The organism is Gottfriedia sp. S16(2024) (genome assembly GCF_050473765.1).
Classification (GTDB): domain Bacteria; phylum Bacillota; class Bacilli; order Bacillales; family Bacillaceae_G; genus Gottfriedia.
Map to the genome: position 1 here is coordinate 4,279,134 of NZ_JBFLUO010000001.1, position 16,955 is coordinate 4,296,088.

The window sequence follows — 16,955 nt, forward strand, 5'->3', positions numbered from 1 at the left end:
TGAGTTTTTCTCATTTATTTATCATAATACATTAAGATTTCTTTAAATTCATTTGAATATTTCAATAGTTTAATAGCATGCTTTATATCCAATAAAAATGGTACAGCAATTATATCATCACTTATTTCAAAATATTCATCAATCGGTAAAATTTTAAATCCTGCACTTCTAGCAAACATATATAGTCTTTTATTTATTGTACCAATATACCAATCAGCGTTAGTTTGATTGGCATGATCATAGCATGCTAGTAAAATTTGTTTAAAAAATCCTTTACCTCTATTTTCTCTTGTAATTAATAATTTACCAATTTCATAGATTTCTTCATTTTGAATATATTTAATGTATTTGTTTTCGGAAAAATCATAGTAATATTTATTTTTATCCTCATTTTCAATATTATATTTACTAAACTCGAGGGTACCAATTAACTTTTTATCCGAATTACAAATTCCATAACGAGTAACTTCATTACTTCTTACTAAGAAAGGTATTTCGTTTTCTTCACAAAAATCTCCCCAAAGCTCGTTAAATAAATTATTCTCTTCTTTTGTATGAATAACACGAAACACTCTCACTCACCCCTAAAATTCCTATATAAATATTCTTATCTTACGTCTATTAAACAACGTTTATACCAAATTTTAATATTGTCTCTTTAATTCTATTTAGTTATTTTGTTAAAAAAATATTTAATTGGCCTGTTTATATATGGCTCTATTGTATGGTAAAATTTAGCTTTTGGCAACGCTTACATAACTAATTATGTATAATTTGTGAAATCAAAATTATCTCATAATTAGTTTTGTAGTATAGATTAATAATAAAATGTAAATTTTAAACAGAAATATTATTTCGTATTTTATAATATAAACAATGTATGAAAATGTCAAAGAACATCTTCGAATTAAAGAAATATGCCCTATGCCGTCGAATGGTAAAGGGCACATAAAGATTGGTTGGTTGACTTTCTAAATACAGTATAAATTTGGGTTATTTAAGTTCTTCAAGTGTTCTGTTTATTATATCTACTAGCTCTCTTTCACCAATTAGTTCATAAAAATCCTCGCCCTTTTTCCTAGGATAAAACTGAATATAAGTACCACAGCCCGCTTCAAGAACTTTACGATGAACATTACTACCTGGATATAAACAAATTACTTCATTGATCGGTTTTCGCACATATGTCATTTTTCCATTAACACGTTCAACATACTTTAGTCCCCAGTATTTATACATTTGTTCCATTGCCTTTGTATTCCCTACTGGTTGATAAATATTAAACATTGGACTATATTTAATTTCAAAAATGATCGAAGCAACGTATTCTTTATTTTTTTTTCGATAAAAATCTAATCTTATATCCGGTTTTTTAGATTCTTCACCACTAAAAAAATTTGTTCCTTTTAACAGTGATACTTGCGGACTTCCTTCAATAATTTCGTTATAAACTAAATTAATGATCCAACTTTTATTTTCAAGCGACACAAATGCCCCATCCATTAACTCATCGTCTTTTATATGCATTAAAATCTGTTCAGCTAATGGTTCAGAATCATTTTTAAATTTTAGCTTTAAGAAAATATCGCATAATGAGAAAAAGACAAAGTATTCATATAGTAAAAAAGTTGGCTTATAGACAGGTAAAAGCATTTGTTTTTTTCCGTATTCCTTTACCTTTTTATCAAACAAGCTTAAAGAATGAATAAAATTTAAAAATACTTTCGATGGACTAGTTGGATATTTTGAAGTATCAGTATCCGTCGCTATTCGAAAGATTCCGATTGTATATTCTCTAAAATATACTTCATAAAGTTTTTCCAAAGAATTCGTAATGCGCTCTTTTTCTGAAACACTTTTAGATAATTTTTCTAATTCTAGCTCTTTTAACATTTTTGACTGTCTATATTTAGCTTTTTCTCGATCAGTAATTGAGCCATTTCCAACTACATTCTGCATCATTTTTTCTATATCCTTCACTTGAAAATCGATTTGATCCATTTTATTTTTGTCTTTAACTAATTCATATTTTACAAAAGTTAATAGAGTTTCAATTGTAAGTATAAATTTACGAACTTTATTTTTAGCATATTTTATTTCATCTATATAATTTTCTTCTTGAACGACCGGTTGCATTGTTAAATTTGTTGCATTTGAAATGGCTGGATGCAATAAGGTCCATCTAATTGTATTAAAATCTAATTTTTTCACCTGCCTTTTTAATTCATATTCCTTTTTTTGTTTCCGCTTTAATTTACTAATAAATTGCTGAATTGCAACTAGCAGTCTCTCTTCATTTGACTCGATAAATCGAATAATTGGCCAAAAATACATTGTTCCATTTTGAGTAAATGAAGCGGAAGATTTTTTAAAGTATTGTGAGTCATTCATTATTCCATTTATTTGTTGATGTAATGTTGAATGCATCCACTCTAATTGATCATAATCTAAATTTTTTGGTACTATTTTTATCATTCCATAAAAGTGTTGGTCTTGATAAATAATACAAAATTCATAATATCCGCATCTCCAAGGATATGCATTCTCGGTTTTACCATGTTCATATATTAATATTTTTCTTTTTTCAGATGTAAAAATAAACTGCTGATCATCCAGGTTTTCTTGTTGAAAATGATAAAGATTATTCCAAACGAACGTAATTTTACCGTCAAACTCACCATCGACTTGAAATAAAAATCTTTTTAATTCTTGTATTTCATAGGCAAATAAGTAAGCCTCTTTTGGGTTCATTGTCAGTGCATCAAGAGATATTTTTTCCTCTTTCCCCCTAGTTCCAACAAGAATTGCAATCGTAAATGGTAGATAAAGAGGCTCAAAAATTTCTGGACTATTATTAGTTGACATATCCATCAATCTCCAGTTGCTTTCTTTTCTTTTTCAATTCTTTAATCGAATACTCAAAATCAGAAATTGATCTACCTAAATTAGATTTCATGACCATATTTAGTAGCCCTTCCTGCTCGTTCCCTTCCCCAGTACCAATTAGTTCTTCTAAATTAGCAAATAATCCCCTAACTTTAGTTAATACGCGTTGCTTAACAAAAAGATCAATCGCTTCTTTGCGTTCGAATTGAATATGGGAAGGAAGAGTAGGTATGTTAGCTAAATAATTTGATAAATCTTTAATCATACGCGGAGAGATTATTCGCTCACTTAGTGAATGTTCAACTATTTTATTAAACTCATCAAAAAACTTTAATTCATCACTTGTAAGTTCAGATGCACTTAAAGTTTTCTTCGTCCAATTACTGAAGTTTTCTGCATTAATATAAATTTGTGGCACAGTTTCATAAATATTTTCGTTATTCATCTTTTCTGCATAATTTACGAATGACGTTGACCTAAGTGAGATGATATTTACACGATCTAATAATCTTAAAGAAAACTCACTTGATGTTTCATCAAAGTTAACTGTTCCAACAAAAATAATATTATTACCGATTCTTACTTTAGGCTTATAATATTGATTAATGACTACGTTATGATCATGGAATAAAGTTATGACTCTCTTATCCTGAGGCATTTCTAAAATTGATAAAAATTTACTAAACCAATGTTCAATTTGAGAAAGATTCATTTCATCAAATATCACCATATACATCCTGTGTGGAAATTGTTCAGCCTCTATCAGTAATTTTGTTAATCCAGTCTCAGAATCTATATAAATCCCAGTAGTCGGATTTAAATAGCCTAATAAATCATAATGTTCTCGATAAGACGGGGAAATTGGAACAAATAATAACTCCTTTCCAAATTCAAGTCCTAAGGTTTCACCATATATACGTGCTAATTGTGATTTCCCAGTACCACTTACACCACCTAAAATTGTTAGAGCCTGAAATTTACAACATATATGAAAATTAATAATATCTTTTTTTTCGTATAACAAGCCTTGCTGCAAACAATTTTGGTAAAATCGTTCAATAAAAGCATTTTCAGTATCATTACTCCATTCAATTGGAAATGCTTGTTTCTCGGTAAATTCTTGCGTATAAATAAGTTCTTTACATTCTTTTTTAAAGTTTTTACTCAACTCTTCCCATTGTTTTTCGGGAATAAAATAAATTAAATGATTTAAATGAATAAATGACTTTTTAAGTTCATCTTCATCATAATCTTGAAATGTAACTTCATTTTGTTTTTCTAAGTAACTAATATCATTCATCATCGATTTTAAAAACAAATTGCCATATAGTCTATTTTCATAAAAGACAAATTCTGGTTGATCAAAATCATTAAAGTATTTTGGCAAATGAATTGGCAAAGAACCTTTTATTAGTCGGTTTTCGACCTCTTCACGCTTTCCCTCTCCCCTAAGTTCAATGACAGGCAGTAGATGATAGGAGGTGTCCCGTTTCCCATCAAAAAACTCTACTAGATCTGCTGTAACTACTTCATTTGCATATTCAAGACGAAACATGACTAATTTAGAATCAAAAATCTTTTTTAATCCTTCAATTATCTCATCTTTTTTCTTACTTTTAATTAGTGGTTTTATTTTACTTTCATTATTTTTATTTGCAGTTGTCCCTACAAACAAAACATCTTGAGTTGAAAAACTCGTTTTTAACTTTGATGGAATTGGAGATAAGCACTCTATATAAAAACGAATATGATCTTCGTCTTCATAATAAAGTAAGCTCTGCTTCTCTTGGTCCACTACTCTTTCTGTAACAATTTTTCCAAGGAATAAAAAGTTGTGAATTTTTTTTGCTAATTTCTGGGTCAATGCGCGTTTTAATTTCAAAGTCATTTCCCCCACTTTCCGACATTTCTCCTACATTTTACGTTCATAGTATAGAAATTATGAATAATACGGCCTTTTTACAAATAAAAACACCCAGTTAAACCTGAGTGTTTCAGTGTGTGGACAAAATCTAAAATTTTACGATTAAAATGTATCCCATTCAGATTACAGGATTTGTATTATAGCATTAATTGATAATATGCGATATCTAGCCATTTATTAAATTTCTGGCCTACTTTATAAAAATGACCTACCTTTTTATATCCTAATTTCTCATGTAATCTTTCACTCACTTCATTCCCACTAGTAATACAAGAAATAATAGTAAAGTGGCCTAATTTTTTAGCAGTTTCAATCATTTCAACCATTAATGCCTTCGCTAGCCCTTTACGACGATGATTAGGATGAATATATACAGATAGTTCAACTGTATGTTTATATGCATCTTTTTCCTTAAATTGAGTAAGTGAACAATACCCAGTTACTTGTCCATTATCTTTAGAAACAATTACCGGGTAAAGATCTGTATGGTTGGAAAACCATTTTTGCATTTCTTCTTCCGTTTTTATTTTCATATCAAATGTTGCTGTAGTATTTAGAATTGCATCATTATAAATTGTTACAATTTCTTGTACATCTTCTTTTGTTGCAAAAAGTATTTCCATTCTACTTCCTCTTCTCGCGTTTTATCTTTCCATTCATTGTACATTACAAAAATTGAATTTCAACATGCCTATTCATAAAAAATCCTTACATCAAAACATGCACAGTGTTTAGGCTCCTTACATATACTGCGTTAGTCGGAATGATAGGAGGTATGAAAATGAGTGAAAAAGAAAATAACAACACTCAAGATGAAAAGCAAAGTCATTCATCTATTGATCTTCAACATTATTTAAAAAAGGTGGATGATCTAATCGATCAGTCGCCAATTCGAGGTCTTTTTGATGAAATTGATAAATTCTTTCATAAACATGGAGTTTTTTCCTCAATCGGTGTAGAAATCATTGAAAACGGTGAGGAATTAATCATTCAGGCAAGTATGCCAGGTGTAAGTAAAGAACAAATTTATATGGACCTTGAAGGAACAATCTTAACAATTGGCTTAAAATCTGATACAACTACTGAAGTACAAAATGATCAATCAAATTACTCCTATAAAAAATATTCTTATAGCCAATCCCAAAGAGTTGTAAAATTACCTTACCCAATTAATGCAACAACTGCAACAGCAACATACGAAAACGGTATGCTTGTCATAAAAGGTACAAAATTACCTGAATACCAAAAACAAATCTTTTTAGACTAAAACACGATTTTGCATATTACCGACTACTTAAACGAATCCAATTAACTAAATTCAAATTAAACAAAAAAACTGAGTATCTTTTAGAAACTCAGTTTTTTATTAAATAGATAGATAATTTTTTTACTGAAACGCAGTTTTATTTCCCTGTTAATGTTTCCATATCAGATAAAATCTCATCAAATGGCACATTACTTACACCACTATAATCTTTAACGATTTTTCCGTTTTGATCAATTAAATAAAATTTAGTACCATGGATAACTTGTGAATTGTTTTCAGGTTTTTTAACAATCGTTTTAAAATTTTCAGATGCAAATTTTTCAATGTGTTTTTGAGAATATCCCGTTAAGAAATTCCAATTACTAAAATCAGCATTAAATTTATTTGCGAATGTAGTTAATAATTGTGGCTTATCAACTTCAGGATCAATACTAAATGAGATGAAGTCTACATTTAACTTCTTCTCTGCAGCCTTTTGTTGAAGTTTTGCCATATTTGCTGTCATTGGCGGACAAACTGTTTCACAACTTGTAAATATAAAATCTGTTAGCCAGACTTTTCCTTTTAAGTCTTTTGTCCCAAAAGTCTTACCGTCCTGGTTAGTGTATGTAAATTTTTCTAAATCCCAATTTAAAGGATTTTCAATTTTATTTCCACAGCCACTTAATAAAGCCAGGCATAAAATCATTATAAATGTCACAAATACCGTATTTCTCTTCATACTTATCCCCCTACGCTAGCATTGTACTTGTCCATTGTATCAAAAACAGATCGTTTCTTTCTAATAATTTAAACTAATTGACATATATATTTAAAATTTTTCAAATGATATTTTTACAAAGTAAAGTTAAACTAAACATATTGATAAAGAATCTTGAAAGGATGACTGATAATGGCAAATAAAAAATATGAAAATTTAGACACGAGTTATCGTAAAACTTTTAAAGATATTATCAAATGCGGAATAGAAAGAAGTAGGGCAAAAAAGGATTATAGTAGTGTAATTCAACAATGTAGTCATAAAAAAATCTCCTATTTAAAGGAAAATCGTAATGAAACAACAATTACTTGGATTGGACACTCTACTTTTTTAATACAAATAAACGGAGTCAATATTTTAACTGATCCTGTTTATGCTAATCAAATGGCTTTAAAAAAACGATTATCAAAACCAGGCATACTTATATCAGAATTACCTCCAATTGACATAATTTGTATTTCTCATGGTCACTATGATCATCTAGATTTTAATACATTGCGACACTTCCCTAAAAAAACACGATTTATTTTACCGATCGGCTTAAAACAAAAATTTGTTAGTAAAGGCTATAAAAATGTCCATGAAATGAATTGGTGGGAGTCAAAAGACCTTTTAGGGATCAATATTTCATTCGTACCTTCTCAACATTGGACGAAGAGAACATTATTTGACAGAAATAAATCACATTGGGGTGGATTTGTTTTCAAAACGTCTAAAGAATGTATCTATCACGTTGGTGATAGTGCTTATTTTTCAGGCTTCAAAGAAATCGGTAAAAGATTTCAAATTGATACAGCAATTATTCCAATCGGAGCATATGAACCTGAATGGTTTATGAAACACAACCATATGTCACCAGAAGAAGCTGTTCAAGCGTTTTTAGATCTAAACGCGAAGTTATTTATCCCAATGCATTACGGAACATTTAAACTTGCAGACGATACTCCTTTTGAGGCTCTAGAGCGATTATGTTCTGAATGGAAAAGGAAAAAAATAAAACCTGAAAAGCTTCAAATTTCTTTACTAGGTGAAACATTTCATCACTCTACCGTTAGAAATAAAAAAGAAGAAGCCATTTATTAAGCTTCTTCTTTTTCCAATGTTGAATATAAAATCTACTCAGCATAAAAAACGAACCCTATAGCACCTTTACCTGTATGTGTGCTAATTACTGGAGTTGTATAATCTGTTTTATCTAATTCAAGGTTCGTTAGTTGTTGAATTGAATTTCTAAGTGTCTCTGCAAGCTCAGTAGCATCTGCATGAGCAATCCCTACACCTTTTATGGCTTTTCCAAGTGTGTCTTGTTCAAAATATTTAGTTAAAGTTTTTACTACTTGTTGATGGCTACGCACTTTACCAACTGGAGAATAAACTCCCCCTTCAAGTGATGCAATCGGTTTAATATTTAGCAATGACCCAATGAAGGCTTTACCCTTTCCAATTCTTCCACCTTTAACTAAATTTTCAAGTGTATCTACCATTATATATAAATACGTACTATTTTTAATTTCTGTAAGACGGTTAACAATGTCTTCAACAGTGGATCCTTCATCAGCCATTTGTGCTGCCTCGATGACTTGAAAAGCCATTGCTCTTGTAATAAAAGCTGAATCGATTACTGTTACATCACCTTCAACCATCCCAGCAGCTGCACATGCAGTTGAATAAGTACCACTTAAACCACTAGATAAGTGAATTGAAATGACTTTACTGCCATCGGCTGTCAATTTTTCAAATGTTTCTACAAATTTTCCTACAGCTGGTTGAGATGTCTTTGGCAATTCAACTGATTGTTGCATTTCTTCAATAAATTGCTTTGGAGATATATTAACTCCATCTAAATATGTTCCACCATTTATTTGAATTGTTAAAGGAATGACTGTTATATTTAAATTTTCAATTTCTTCTTTTAATAAGTCGGCCGTTGAGTCAGTTACAATCTTAATGTTTGCCAATCAATTCACATCTTTCTTCTCTAAAATTCTACAAATTTTGCAAAGTAAATTCATTATATCATTTTTACTATGAGTTAACAGTAAATATTAAAGTTCCATTAAAATTTCAATATTTCTTTGAAAATCATATTGACAAGTAGGAGAGTTTTAGTTTAAAGGAAGGTTAAGATGAAATTATTGAATACATATTGAGTAGTTGTAGAATTTTCCAAAATAAAAAACTCGGTACTTTTACCGAGTCTTTTACCGATTTATTTGCCGTTCTTTTCGTCTTTTTCTTCTAAAAGATCATTTGTTAAACCTTGTGTAGAACGCTTAAATTCTCTAAGTGTATCTCCAAATGCTCTTCCGATTTCAGGTAATTTTTTTGGTCCAAATATAATTAATGCTAAAATTAAAATTAAAATTAAACCTGGAAAGCCTATGTTAGCCATTATTTTCCCCCAACTTCCATCCACTATTAATAAGTAAGTACCAAACTTTCCTTATATAGTAATATTGTCAAAAATTTGTTCATTCGTCAAATAATTTCAAGGAATTTTAATAAAATTTAATAACTTATTCGTTTATAGTTTACATAATAACATTATTGTTTCCTAATTTTGTTTTTTATTTAAATTAATTTATCTATAAACTGTAAATACTCTTCTTTATTACTAGGTACCACTAAAGAACCACTTTGAATCTTATCCTTATATTCATTGACCTTTACTAAAATTGAGTCCTCAACATTATTATCCGCCAATATTAATTTTATACCATCTTCATTTAAACCATAAATTAATGTTTTACCACCATGAAATTCATTTGATTTTGTTTGTTTAGCTAAATCATATACTGCCTGATCAATTTTTTTCACAAGTGAGATGAGCGTTACGTTTTCAGGTAAACCGTGTCTATACTCATTGCGGTCAGCTCCTATTACCCATACTTCTCTTTGATTTGATCTTCTAACCTTTTTTGCAGTTGTAAATACGCCTTTACTTGTTAAACCCGTTACTGGAAAAATAATATCTACATCTTTCATAAAAAAGTCGTTTGCTATTCTTGAACCTATTTTAGGGTCATTAAACGTATTTGAATACGCAGTTAGAACTTCAATTTCTTTATTTACTGATTTTACTCCAGAAATAAACCCATACTTATATCTGTTAATAATTTCATTGTCGTCCCCACCGATAAATCCAACTTTTTTGGTTTTTGTTTTCATTGCTGCTATTACACCTGCTAAAAAACTTCCGTCTTGTTCAGTAAAATTAATACTAATTACATTTGGTTGGTCAACCCTTGAATCAATCACACCAAATTTCGTACTCTTATTGTTTTCTGCAACCTTATTTAATACAGAAGATAAATTATTACCTATTCCAATTATTAAATCATAATTTGAATCAGCCATTTTAGTAATTTTCTTTTCAAAACTTTTTGTACTACTTGTTGTAATGTATTTATAATTCTGATCTTTTTTTAAATTTTCCTCTTTTGCAAATTTAGTAATACCTTTCATTGCACTTGAGTTTAAATAACTGTTATTTTTTCCATTTGAATTTGAGACGATTCCTATTTTGAACGTATTACTAGAATCTTGATTATTGCTGCTGCAAGCCGAAATAACGACTGCAATTATCGAAACTAAGATTAATGCAGTCTTTTTTATATACAAATCATTCACCTCATTCGAATACAATTATTTCTAGTATGAATTTTCGATTATTGTTTTATTCGTTGAAAAGAAGATGGATTAGGAAAATGAGGGTTTTGGGGATTTAAAATTTAAAAAGCAGGTAGTACTTTGTACTTCCTGCTTTCACGTTGCTGATAAACATTCTTATTATTTAATTCTCGAATTTTCGTAAAAGGAGTAGAGTGATGTTGATTTCCACTACAGCATGCTCGCTTTCAATGGGGCGAGACCTGAGCCTCCTCGTCACATTCGTTCCTGCGGGGTCTCAGCCTTCCCGCATTTCCAAAAGGAGTCTTGACCGTTTAAAATTTCTACAATCAGAAAAGCAGGGAATAAATAATAATTCCTGTTATTCTTAATCCTATCTCATTCAAATGTTCCTTTTACTAAAACCTCTTTATCTTGCATCATAATTTTTCCTTTTGAAATAACTGCTTCAATTTCTAGTGTGGATTTATTTAGGAAGACTAAATCTGCATCGAATCCATTTTTGATTTGGCCTTTTTGTAATTTTAATATATTGGCTGGGTTTTTAGTGATTACGCTAATTGCATCTTCAATCTTGATGCCTTCAATTAAAATTGCGTCTTTTACTTCGTTAAATAAACTGCTTACTCTTCCAACCTTCATGCCTCGGAGTATTCCGTTTTCATCAAAATCGGGTAGACTACCTTGTCCATCAGATGTAAACGTGATTTGATCAATGCTAACACCTGAATTGAGCATTCTTTTCAACCCTACACTACATTTCACTTCACCATTATTCAAAAAGTGTGGGATTGAGCTAGTTGTAAAGTCAACAAACCCTCCTTTTTTAGCAAAGTTAATTCCTGCTTCAAATAAATAGCTATTGCGGTTAATATGTGTTGGGTAAAATTGTGTAATTGGTAATTCGGTTTCTTCGACAATCTCCTCGATCATTGACAGCATTTTTTTACTATCTCCTATATGTACATTCACAACGCCGGACTTTCCTGAAAGTAAGCCCCCATTTCGAGCTTGTGCAGCTATTCTTGCAAATTCTTCCTTTGTCGGTTGAGATGATCGATGGTCCGAAATGGCTATTTCACCTACACCGATAATCTTATCAATTAGAATGATGTCTTCTTCAATTTTAGAAAATAACGTTTTGACAGGTGTTTGGTATGAGCCCGTATAGACAAATGAAGTTATTCCCTCTTCTTCCAATGCTCTACATTTTGCTAGTAGGCTAGTCATAGTTCTTGTTGTTCCATCTGTTCCTATGACTCCTACTACGGTGGTAATTCCTCCTTTAATACAATCAGACAACAATAATTCTGGAGTTCTTGTTTTAAAGCCACCTTCCCCTCCACCACCAATAAGATGAACATGTGCATCAATGAAGCCAGGCACAATATAGTAGGCAGATGCATCAAATATTTGTATAGGTACCGAAGTTGAAGTTGAGGTAATGTCTATTTCTTCATGAATATGCTCAATTTTTTCATTCGATATTAAAATATCGTTTTTACCTATCGACTTTGGTGTAAATATTTCACCATTTTTTATGAGTAACATATATACCTCCGATTAGATAATTTTGTTTAATTTCAGCTTACCATATCTGTCTCTGTTATGAATCGTTCCTTTTTAGTAACTGTTAAAATGATCTATCAAAATATACATACAGCTATAAAATATTGAAAACATTAAATCTCTAGATTTGTTCATAATACTCTCATAGTTAAAAATGATTCAATTAAAATAGGAGGCATTTTTATGAGTAGAGCAATGAAAGAAGAATTAGCAAATGCTATTACTCATGGGATTGGTGCAATACTGAGTATCCCAGCACTATATTATTTAATTAATAAGGCTATTAATAAAGGGACACCTTGGCATTTAATTTCCTTTACAGTCTTTGGTTTGTCTATGTTGCTACTTTATATTTGCTCAACATTACTTCATAGCGTCAGAGACCCAAAATTAATTAGACTATTTACAATTTTAGATCACTCTGCAATTTATTTATTAATCGCTGGAACTTATACTCCATTTTTACTCGTAACATTAAGAGGAAAGATTGGCTGGTCATTATTTACCATTATTTGGGGTTTGGCAGTTTCGGGAGTAGTCTTTAAATTTATCTATGTTAATCGATTTGAATTATTTTCAACCATTGTTTATTTAATTATGGGTTGGTTAATGATGTTCGCAATTAAACCTATTTATGTAGGACTATCTGGAATAGGATTTTTCTACTTATTATTAGGCGGGCTATTTTATTCGATTGGTACAATTTTTTTTCTAGTCAAACGCTGGCCATATAGTCATGCAATATGGCATTTATTTGTATTATTAGGTAGTGCATCTATGTATTTTTGTATATTTAAATTTGTAGTTTAAAAAAAGCGCTTCATTTCAAATGAGCGCTTTTAGTTTTATTATTCAATAATCTCTTTAATATAGTTAGTTAATTCTTTGGCATCTGTCATTCCAATTTGTTCAGGATAAATTGGTGGAAATACTTTAAGTGTAACATTTGCTGGTTTAATTCGATTACCATTAGCTTCTAAAATATTATAGGTCCCTTCAATTCTTACAGGGATAACTGGAACCCCTGACTTCGTTGCTAAATGAAGGCTTCCTGATTTAAATTCCCCCATTTGACTACCCTTACTTCTAGTTCCTTCTGGAAAAACTACTAATGAATGGCCGTTTTTCAGTTTATCAACGCCTTCTTTTATAGCTTTAAGTGACTGTCTTCGATCACTTCTGTCCATAAATACACTATGCATTTGATCCATCCAGTCAGGTACAATCGGCAGTTTTTTTAGTTCGATTTTTGCAATGAATCCAATAGGTTTTTCTAAATATCCTAATAATAGTGGAATATCAAAATTACTTTGATGATTACTTACAAATAGGACACCTTGATCTCTAGGAATATTTTCGATTCCTTCAACCTTAACTTTACTACCAGTACAACCAATCATCATTTTCCCGAAATAATCTGGAAATTGGTGCATTAAACGGTCTTGCTCATGTACAGGTAATTCTTTTGGTATTTTTTTTACTGATGATAATTTTAGCTTTGCTTCAATTACACCAATGACAATGCGTGTTGCAGCAAATATTGTGCGAAACATATTAATCCTCCGATAATTGAGTATGTTAATTATTATACAAAATGCCCAACCACTTGAAAAGTATTATCCATCCTGATTATGTTATAAAACGAGAATCACAAAAAAAAGAATCGGCTTGTATTAGCCGATTCCTTAATATAGTGAATCTTTAGTTCGAAACTTTTGCACCACTGAATTCTGCAGCAAGAACTTTAGCTTTTTCAATTGCATTAGCTTTAATTTCTTGTGCTTTATCTGGCATTGCAGCCATACCTTCTACGAATAATGTAGTTACATCAGTAACACCTACAAAGTTTAAAATACTTGTTAAGTATGGGCTAGAGAAGTTAATTCCAGTTGCAGGACCTTCTGAATAAACGCCACCACTTGCTTGAATGTGTAAAGCTTTTTTATTCTCAAGTAAACCAACTGGACCATTTTCAGTATATTTAAATGTTTTGCCAGCAATTGAGATATTATCAATAAAGTTTTTTACTACTGATGGGAAACTAAAGTTCCAGAATGGTGTAACAAATACATACTCATCAGCTTGAGTGAAAATTTCTAAGTTACGATTCATAGCAGCTAAAGTAGCTTGTTGATCAGCACTTAATTCTTCAAAAGCAGTACCGTTTCCTAATTTGCCCCACGCATCAAATACATTTCCATCTAACATAGGAACATTTTCTTTAAATAAATCAAAATGAACAACTTCATTTTCAGGATTTGCTTTTTTGTATTCATTAATAAATGCTTCCCCTACAGATAGACCAAATGAATTTTCAATTGCATTTGGATTTGCAGTAATATAAAGTAATTTTTTCATCTTAAACATCTTCCTCTCAGTTTCGTTTATCTTTAATTCGAGATTTATTATTAAAAATTAAGGGATAAATAAATCCCTTAACCTCATAATAATATCTCTAATTCAAGATGTCAACACTTTTTTTCATAAACAAAATATCTAAATTTAATTTTTGATTTTTCATCGACTTGTACATCAGATACAGATTTAACATTCCATTCTTCCTTTGAAAAATTTGGAAAGAAAGTGTCACCTTCAAAGTTATGTTCAATTTCAGTAATATAAAGTGTGTCTAAATATGGGAAAGTTAAATTAAAAATTTCCGCTCCACCAATAATAAATAAATCTTTATTTTTATTTTCTTCAACATAACTTATAACATCATTAATGACTGTAACACCTTCTGCATGAAACTCCTTTTGTCTTGTCACAACGATATTTTCTCGGTTTGGAAGTGGTCTACCAATTGAATCAAAGGTTTTTCTTCCCATAATAATTGTATATCCAGTAGTTACTTTCTTAAAATAAGCAAGCTCCTGTGGAAGATGCCAAGGCATTTTATTATTTAAACCGATCACATTGTTTTCTGACATCGCAACTAATGCAGCAATCATACACTTACTACCCCTTTGATCGCAGGATGGCATTCATAATCTTCTAATGTAAAATCTTCATATATTTTCCGATTCAACAACATAAATTCTGTTTAACTCCTTTTTAGGTAAAAATTTTCCCACTTTAGATATTATATAATTATATCGTAATTACTTAATCAGATACCTAATTAACTTTTAAATTTTATTCAATAGCTATTTTAAAAATATTGCTACTACTGGGTTACTCATACCTTTCTAAATCAAACTTAAATACACAGTCCCCATATTTTACTCTTCCACCCTATAATTAAATTCAAGTGAATTACACTAAATTAATAAATTTATAGCATTTTCACTTACAATAAATTATTTAATAAACACCTCTATGTATTAAGAAGGAGTTCATTTTCCGAATTTACAACTCCTAACATTACAATTTTATTTCTCAGCCACCTTAATAACCATTCGATAGTATAAATAATACATTGTAATATTTGGCTAAGCCATTTATGGGTTATTCTTTGAGCATCTTGTCTTTGTTCATAAAACCTATGGATCCAAGGATGGAGAACCAAGTCTTCATTATCTCCAATATCACGTGTCAAATACTGAACATTAAAATATGATATTAAAAAGATAATCAGAGAGTGGGATTGGATTCTGATTATCTTTTTTCTTACACTGCAATTGGAGCCTTAATAGAAGGATGTGGATCATACCCTTCAACTTTTAAGTCCCCTAATTCAATATCAAAAATTGATTTCTTTTCAGGATTAATTATTAATTTAGGTAGAGGTCGTAAGTCACGGGATAATTGTTCCTTTACTTGTTCTATATGGTTTGAATAAATGTGTGCATCACTAATACTGTACACAAACTCACCAACTTCTAAATCACATTCTCGAGCAATTAAATGGATTAATAATGAATATGACGGAATATTAAAGTTTGATCCAAGAAACGAATCTGCGCTGCGTTGCAGTAAGTGGCAACTAAGCTTACCATTGGCTACATAAAATTGAAACATTACATGGCATGGTGGCAAAGCAGCTTTACTTCCTTTTTTGCCAGCATTGATTACATCCTCTGGGTTCCAGGCATTCACTATTAATCGACGGGAATCAGGGTTGGTTTTAATCTGCTCAATAACATCTTTTAATTGATCGATTGTTTCGCCTGTTATGGTTGTCCAATTACGCCATTGCTTACCATAAACATTACCAAGCTCACCATACTTCTCGGCAAATTCATCGTCTTCTAAGACACGCTTACAGAACGTCTCCATTTCTGCCCGATATATCTTATTAAATTCTTGGTCGACTAAACAACGATTCCCAAAATCCGTCATATCTGGCCCTTGGTATTCGTTAGACTCTATCCACTTTTTAAAAGCCCATTCATCCCAGATATGGTTATTATTTTGAAGTAAATATCGAATGTTTGTATCACCTTTAATGAACCATAATAACTCAGTTGCAATTAAGCGGAAGGGTGTACGTTTTGTTGTAAATAGCGGGAATCCTTTAGATAAATCAAATCGCATTTGATATCCGAATACACTAATTGTTCCTGTACCAGTACGGTCTTCTTTTTTTACACCATTTTCTAAAATATATTTTAAAAACTCTAAATATGTTTGTTCTAACTGATTTGACAATTTAATTAACCTCCACTATTTTTTACTCGTATGTATTATCTTAATAATTCAATTTTTGTTGAAACTAATATAGTTTTTTTATCTTCAATTCTAATTAAACTAATTGTTCATATACCGCGTTATTCTTAGACATCTGTATTTCTAAAGATTGTCTTAGTATCCTATTTTCATGTTCTAGTTAAATCTGCATCGTTATATATACTACCATGCTTTTTAATCCATTGTAAATGTGTATTGTATTCAATTTCTTGATGAATTTTCAAAGGAATTATTGTCATTTCATACTTCCCCATGACTATTACAAAAGTATTAATTACATGTTCGGCTGG

At 30.5% G+C, this 16,955-nt stretch carries 16 protein-coding genes; 3 read left to right on the plus strand and 13 right to left on the minus strand.

The annotated features are described in order from the left end of the window. Window positions 1-14 precede the first annotated feature (14 nt). The 4 genes from AB1282_RS20430 to AB1282_RS20445 form a co-directional block, all read right to left on the minus strand. The gene (locus tag AB1282_RS20430; protein WP_056466345.1) at window positions 15-572 is read right to left on the minus strand and encodes a hypothetical protein; all 558 of its coding nucleotides are present in this window, start codon (window positions 570-572) and stop codon (window positions 15-17) included. Between the two features lie 421 nt (window positions 573-993). After that, window positions 994-2,865 carry a hypothetical protein gene (locus AB1282_RS20435; RefSeq protein WP_056466348.1) on the minus strand — a complete coding sequence of 624 codons (1,872 nt, stop codon included), beginning with the start codon at window positions 2,863-2,865 and terminating at the stop codon, window positions 994-996. Then, window positions 2,855-4,768: a hypothetical protein gene (locus AB1282_RS20440; protein WP_156339598.1), complete on the minus strand. Its 1,914-nt coding sequence runs from the start codon at window positions 4,766-4,768 to the stop codon at window positions 2,855-2,857. The genes AB1282_RS20435 and AB1282_RS20440 overlap by 11 nt, the downstream gene beginning before the upstream one ends. A 179-nt stretch (window positions 4,769-4,947) precedes the next feature. Beyond that, complete coding sequence (locus AB1282_RS20445; RefSeq protein ID WP_056466356.1) at window positions 4,948-5,433, minus strand: GNAT family N-acetyltransferase; 486 nt, start codon at window positions 5,431-5,433, stop codon at window positions 4,948-4,950. Between the two features lie 158 nt (window positions 5,434-5,591). On the opposite strand from AB1282_RS20445, the gene AB1282_RS20450 reads away from it, so the two are divergent. Beyond that, complete coding sequence (locus AB1282_RS20450; RefSeq protein WP_056466359.1) at window positions 5,592-6,077, plus strand: Hsp20/alpha crystallin family protein; 486 nt, start codon at window positions 5,592-5,594, stop codon at window positions 6,075-6,077. 136 nt (window positions 6,078-6,213) lie between these two features. On the opposite strand, the gene AB1282_RS20455 is transcribed toward AB1282_RS20450, so the two are convergent. Beyond that, window positions 6,214-6,798 carry an SCO family protein gene (locus tag AB1282_RS20455; RefSeq protein WP_429900228.1) on the minus strand — a complete coding sequence of 195 codons (585 nt, stop codon included), beginning with the start codon at window positions 6,796-6,798 and terminating at the stop codon, window positions 6,214-6,216. Window positions 6,799-6,969: 171 nt separating this feature from the next. Between AB1282_RS20455 and AB1282_RS20460 the strand changes: the two genes are divergently transcribed. Next, window positions 6,970-7,920 (plus strand): MBL fold metallo-hydrolase, encoded by a 951-nt coding sequence (locus AB1282_RS20460; RefSeq protein ID WP_390311897.1) that lies wholly within the window; start codon window positions 6,970-6,972, stop codon window positions 7,918-7,920. Between the two features lie 32 nt (window positions 7,921-7,952). On the opposite strand, the gene AB1282_RS20465 is transcribed toward AB1282_RS20460, so the two are convergent. From AB1282_RS20465 to iadA, 4 genes are all read right to left on the minus strand, one after another. After that, a complete protein-coding gene (locus tag AB1282_RS20465; protein ID WP_056466368.1) occupies window positions 7,953-8,795 on the minus strand; it encodes a DegV family protein in 843 nt (280 codons plus the stop codon). A 251-nt stretch (window positions 8,796-9,046) separates the two neighbouring features. Further along, window positions 9,047-9,232 carry a twin-arginine translocase TatA/TatE family subunit gene (locus AB1282_RS20470; RefSeq protein WP_056467043.1) on the minus strand — a complete coding sequence of 62 codons (186 nt, stop codon included), beginning with the start codon at window positions 9,230-9,232 and terminating at the stop codon, window positions 9,047-9,049. A 176-nt stretch (window positions 9,233-9,408) separates the two neighbouring features. Then, window positions 9,409-10,458 (minus strand): BMP family lipoprotein, encoded by a 1,050-nt coding sequence (locus tag AB1282_RS20475; RefSeq protein WP_429900230.1) that lies wholly within the window; start codon window positions 10,456-10,458, stop codon window positions 9,409-9,411. A 387-nt stretch (window positions 10,459-10,845) separates the two neighbouring features. Further along, window positions 10,846-12,018 (minus strand): beta-aspartyl-peptidase, encoded by a 1,173-nt coding sequence (gene iadA, locus AB1282_RS20480; protein WP_056466375.1) that lies wholly within the window; start codon window positions 12,016-12,018, stop codon window positions 10,846-10,848. Between the two features lie 201 nt (window positions 12,019-12,219). On the opposite strand from iadA, the gene trhA reads away from it, so the two are divergent. Next, window positions 12,220-12,846 (plus strand): PAQR family membrane homeostasis protein TrhA, encoded by a 627-nt coding sequence (trhA, locus tag AB1282_RS20485; protein WP_056466379.1) that lies wholly within the window; start codon window positions 12,220-12,222, stop codon window positions 12,844-12,846. Between the two features lie 38 nt (window positions 12,847-12,884). Here the strand turns inward: trhA and AB1282_RS20490 are convergent, their stop codons facing one another. The 4 genes from AB1282_RS20490 to AB1282_RS20505 all read right to left on the minus strand — a co-directional run bounded on the left by AB1282_RS20490 (window position 12,885) and on the right by AB1282_RS20505 (window position 16,626). Further along, the gene (locus AB1282_RS20490; RefSeq protein ID WP_056466382.1) at window positions 12,885-13,589 is read right to left on the minus strand and encodes a lysophospholipid acyltransferase family protein; all 705 of its coding nucleotides are present in this window, start codon (window positions 13,587-13,589) and stop codon (window positions 12,885-12,887) included. A gap of 148 nt (window positions 13,590-13,737) precedes the next feature. Next, a complete protein-coding gene (locus tag AB1282_RS20495; RefSeq protein WP_056466385.1) occupies window positions 13,738-14,394 on the minus strand; it encodes an FMN-dependent NADH-azoreductase in 657 nt (218 codons plus the stop codon). A 110-nt stretch (window positions 14,395-14,504) separates the two neighbouring features. Further along, window positions 14,505-14,987: a dihydrofolate reductase gene (locus tag AB1282_RS20500; RefSeq protein ID WP_056466389.1), complete on the minus strand. Its 483-nt coding sequence runs from the start codon at window positions 14,985-14,987 to the stop codon at window positions 14,505-14,507. A 658-nt stretch (window positions 14,988-15,645) separates the two neighbouring features. Then, on the minus strand, window positions 15,646-16,626 hold the full coding sequence (locus AB1282_RS20505; RefSeq protein ID WP_429900234.1) for a thymidylate synthase: 981 nt from the start codon (window positions 16,624-16,626) through the stop codon (window positions 15,646-15,648). Between the last annotated feature and the right edge of the window lie 329 nt (window positions 16,627-16,955).

Excerpts from the sequence above, each read along its gene's own strand:
- AB1282_RS20435 (WP_056466348.1), bottom strand. The coding sequence starts at position 2,865 with ATGTCAACTAATAATAGTCCAGAAATTTTTGAGCCTCTTTATCTACCA.
- AB1282_RS20445 (WP_056466356.1), bottom strand. The coding sequence starts at position 5,433 with ATGGAAATACTTTTTGCAACAAAAGAAGATGTACAAGAAATTGTAACA.
- AB1282_RS20450 (WP_056466359.1), top strand. The coding sequence starts at position 5,592 with ATGAGTGAAAAAGAAAATAACAACACTCAAGATGAAAAGCAAAGTCAT.
- AB1282_RS20455 (WP_429900228.1), bottom strand. The coding sequence starts at position 6,798 with ATGAAGAGAAATACGGTATTTGTGACATTTATAATGATTTTATGCCTG.
- AB1282_RS20460 (WP_390311897.1), top strand. The coding sequence starts at position 6,970 with ATGGCAAATAAAAAATATGAAAATTTAGACACGAGTTATCGTAAAACT.
- iadA (WP_056466375.1), bottom strand. The coding sequence starts at position 12,018 with ATGTTACTCATAAAAAATGGTGAAATATTTACACCAAAGTCGATAGGT.
- trhA (WP_056466379.1), top strand. The coding sequence starts at position 12,220 with ATGAGTAGAGCAATGAAAGAAGAATTAGCAAATGCTATTACTCATGGG.
- AB1282_RS20490 (WP_056466382.1), bottom strand. The coding sequence starts at position 13,589 with ATGTTTCGCACAATATTTGCTGCAACACGCATTGTCATTGGTGTAATT.
- AB1282_RS20495 (WP_056466385.1), bottom strand. The coding sequence starts at position 14,394 with ATGAAAAAATTACTTTATATTACTGCAAATCCAAATGCAATTGAAAAT.
- AB1282_RS20500 (WP_056466389.1), bottom strand. The coding sequence starts at position 14,987 with ATGATTGCTGCATTAGTTGCGATGTCAGAAAACAATGTGATCGGTTTA.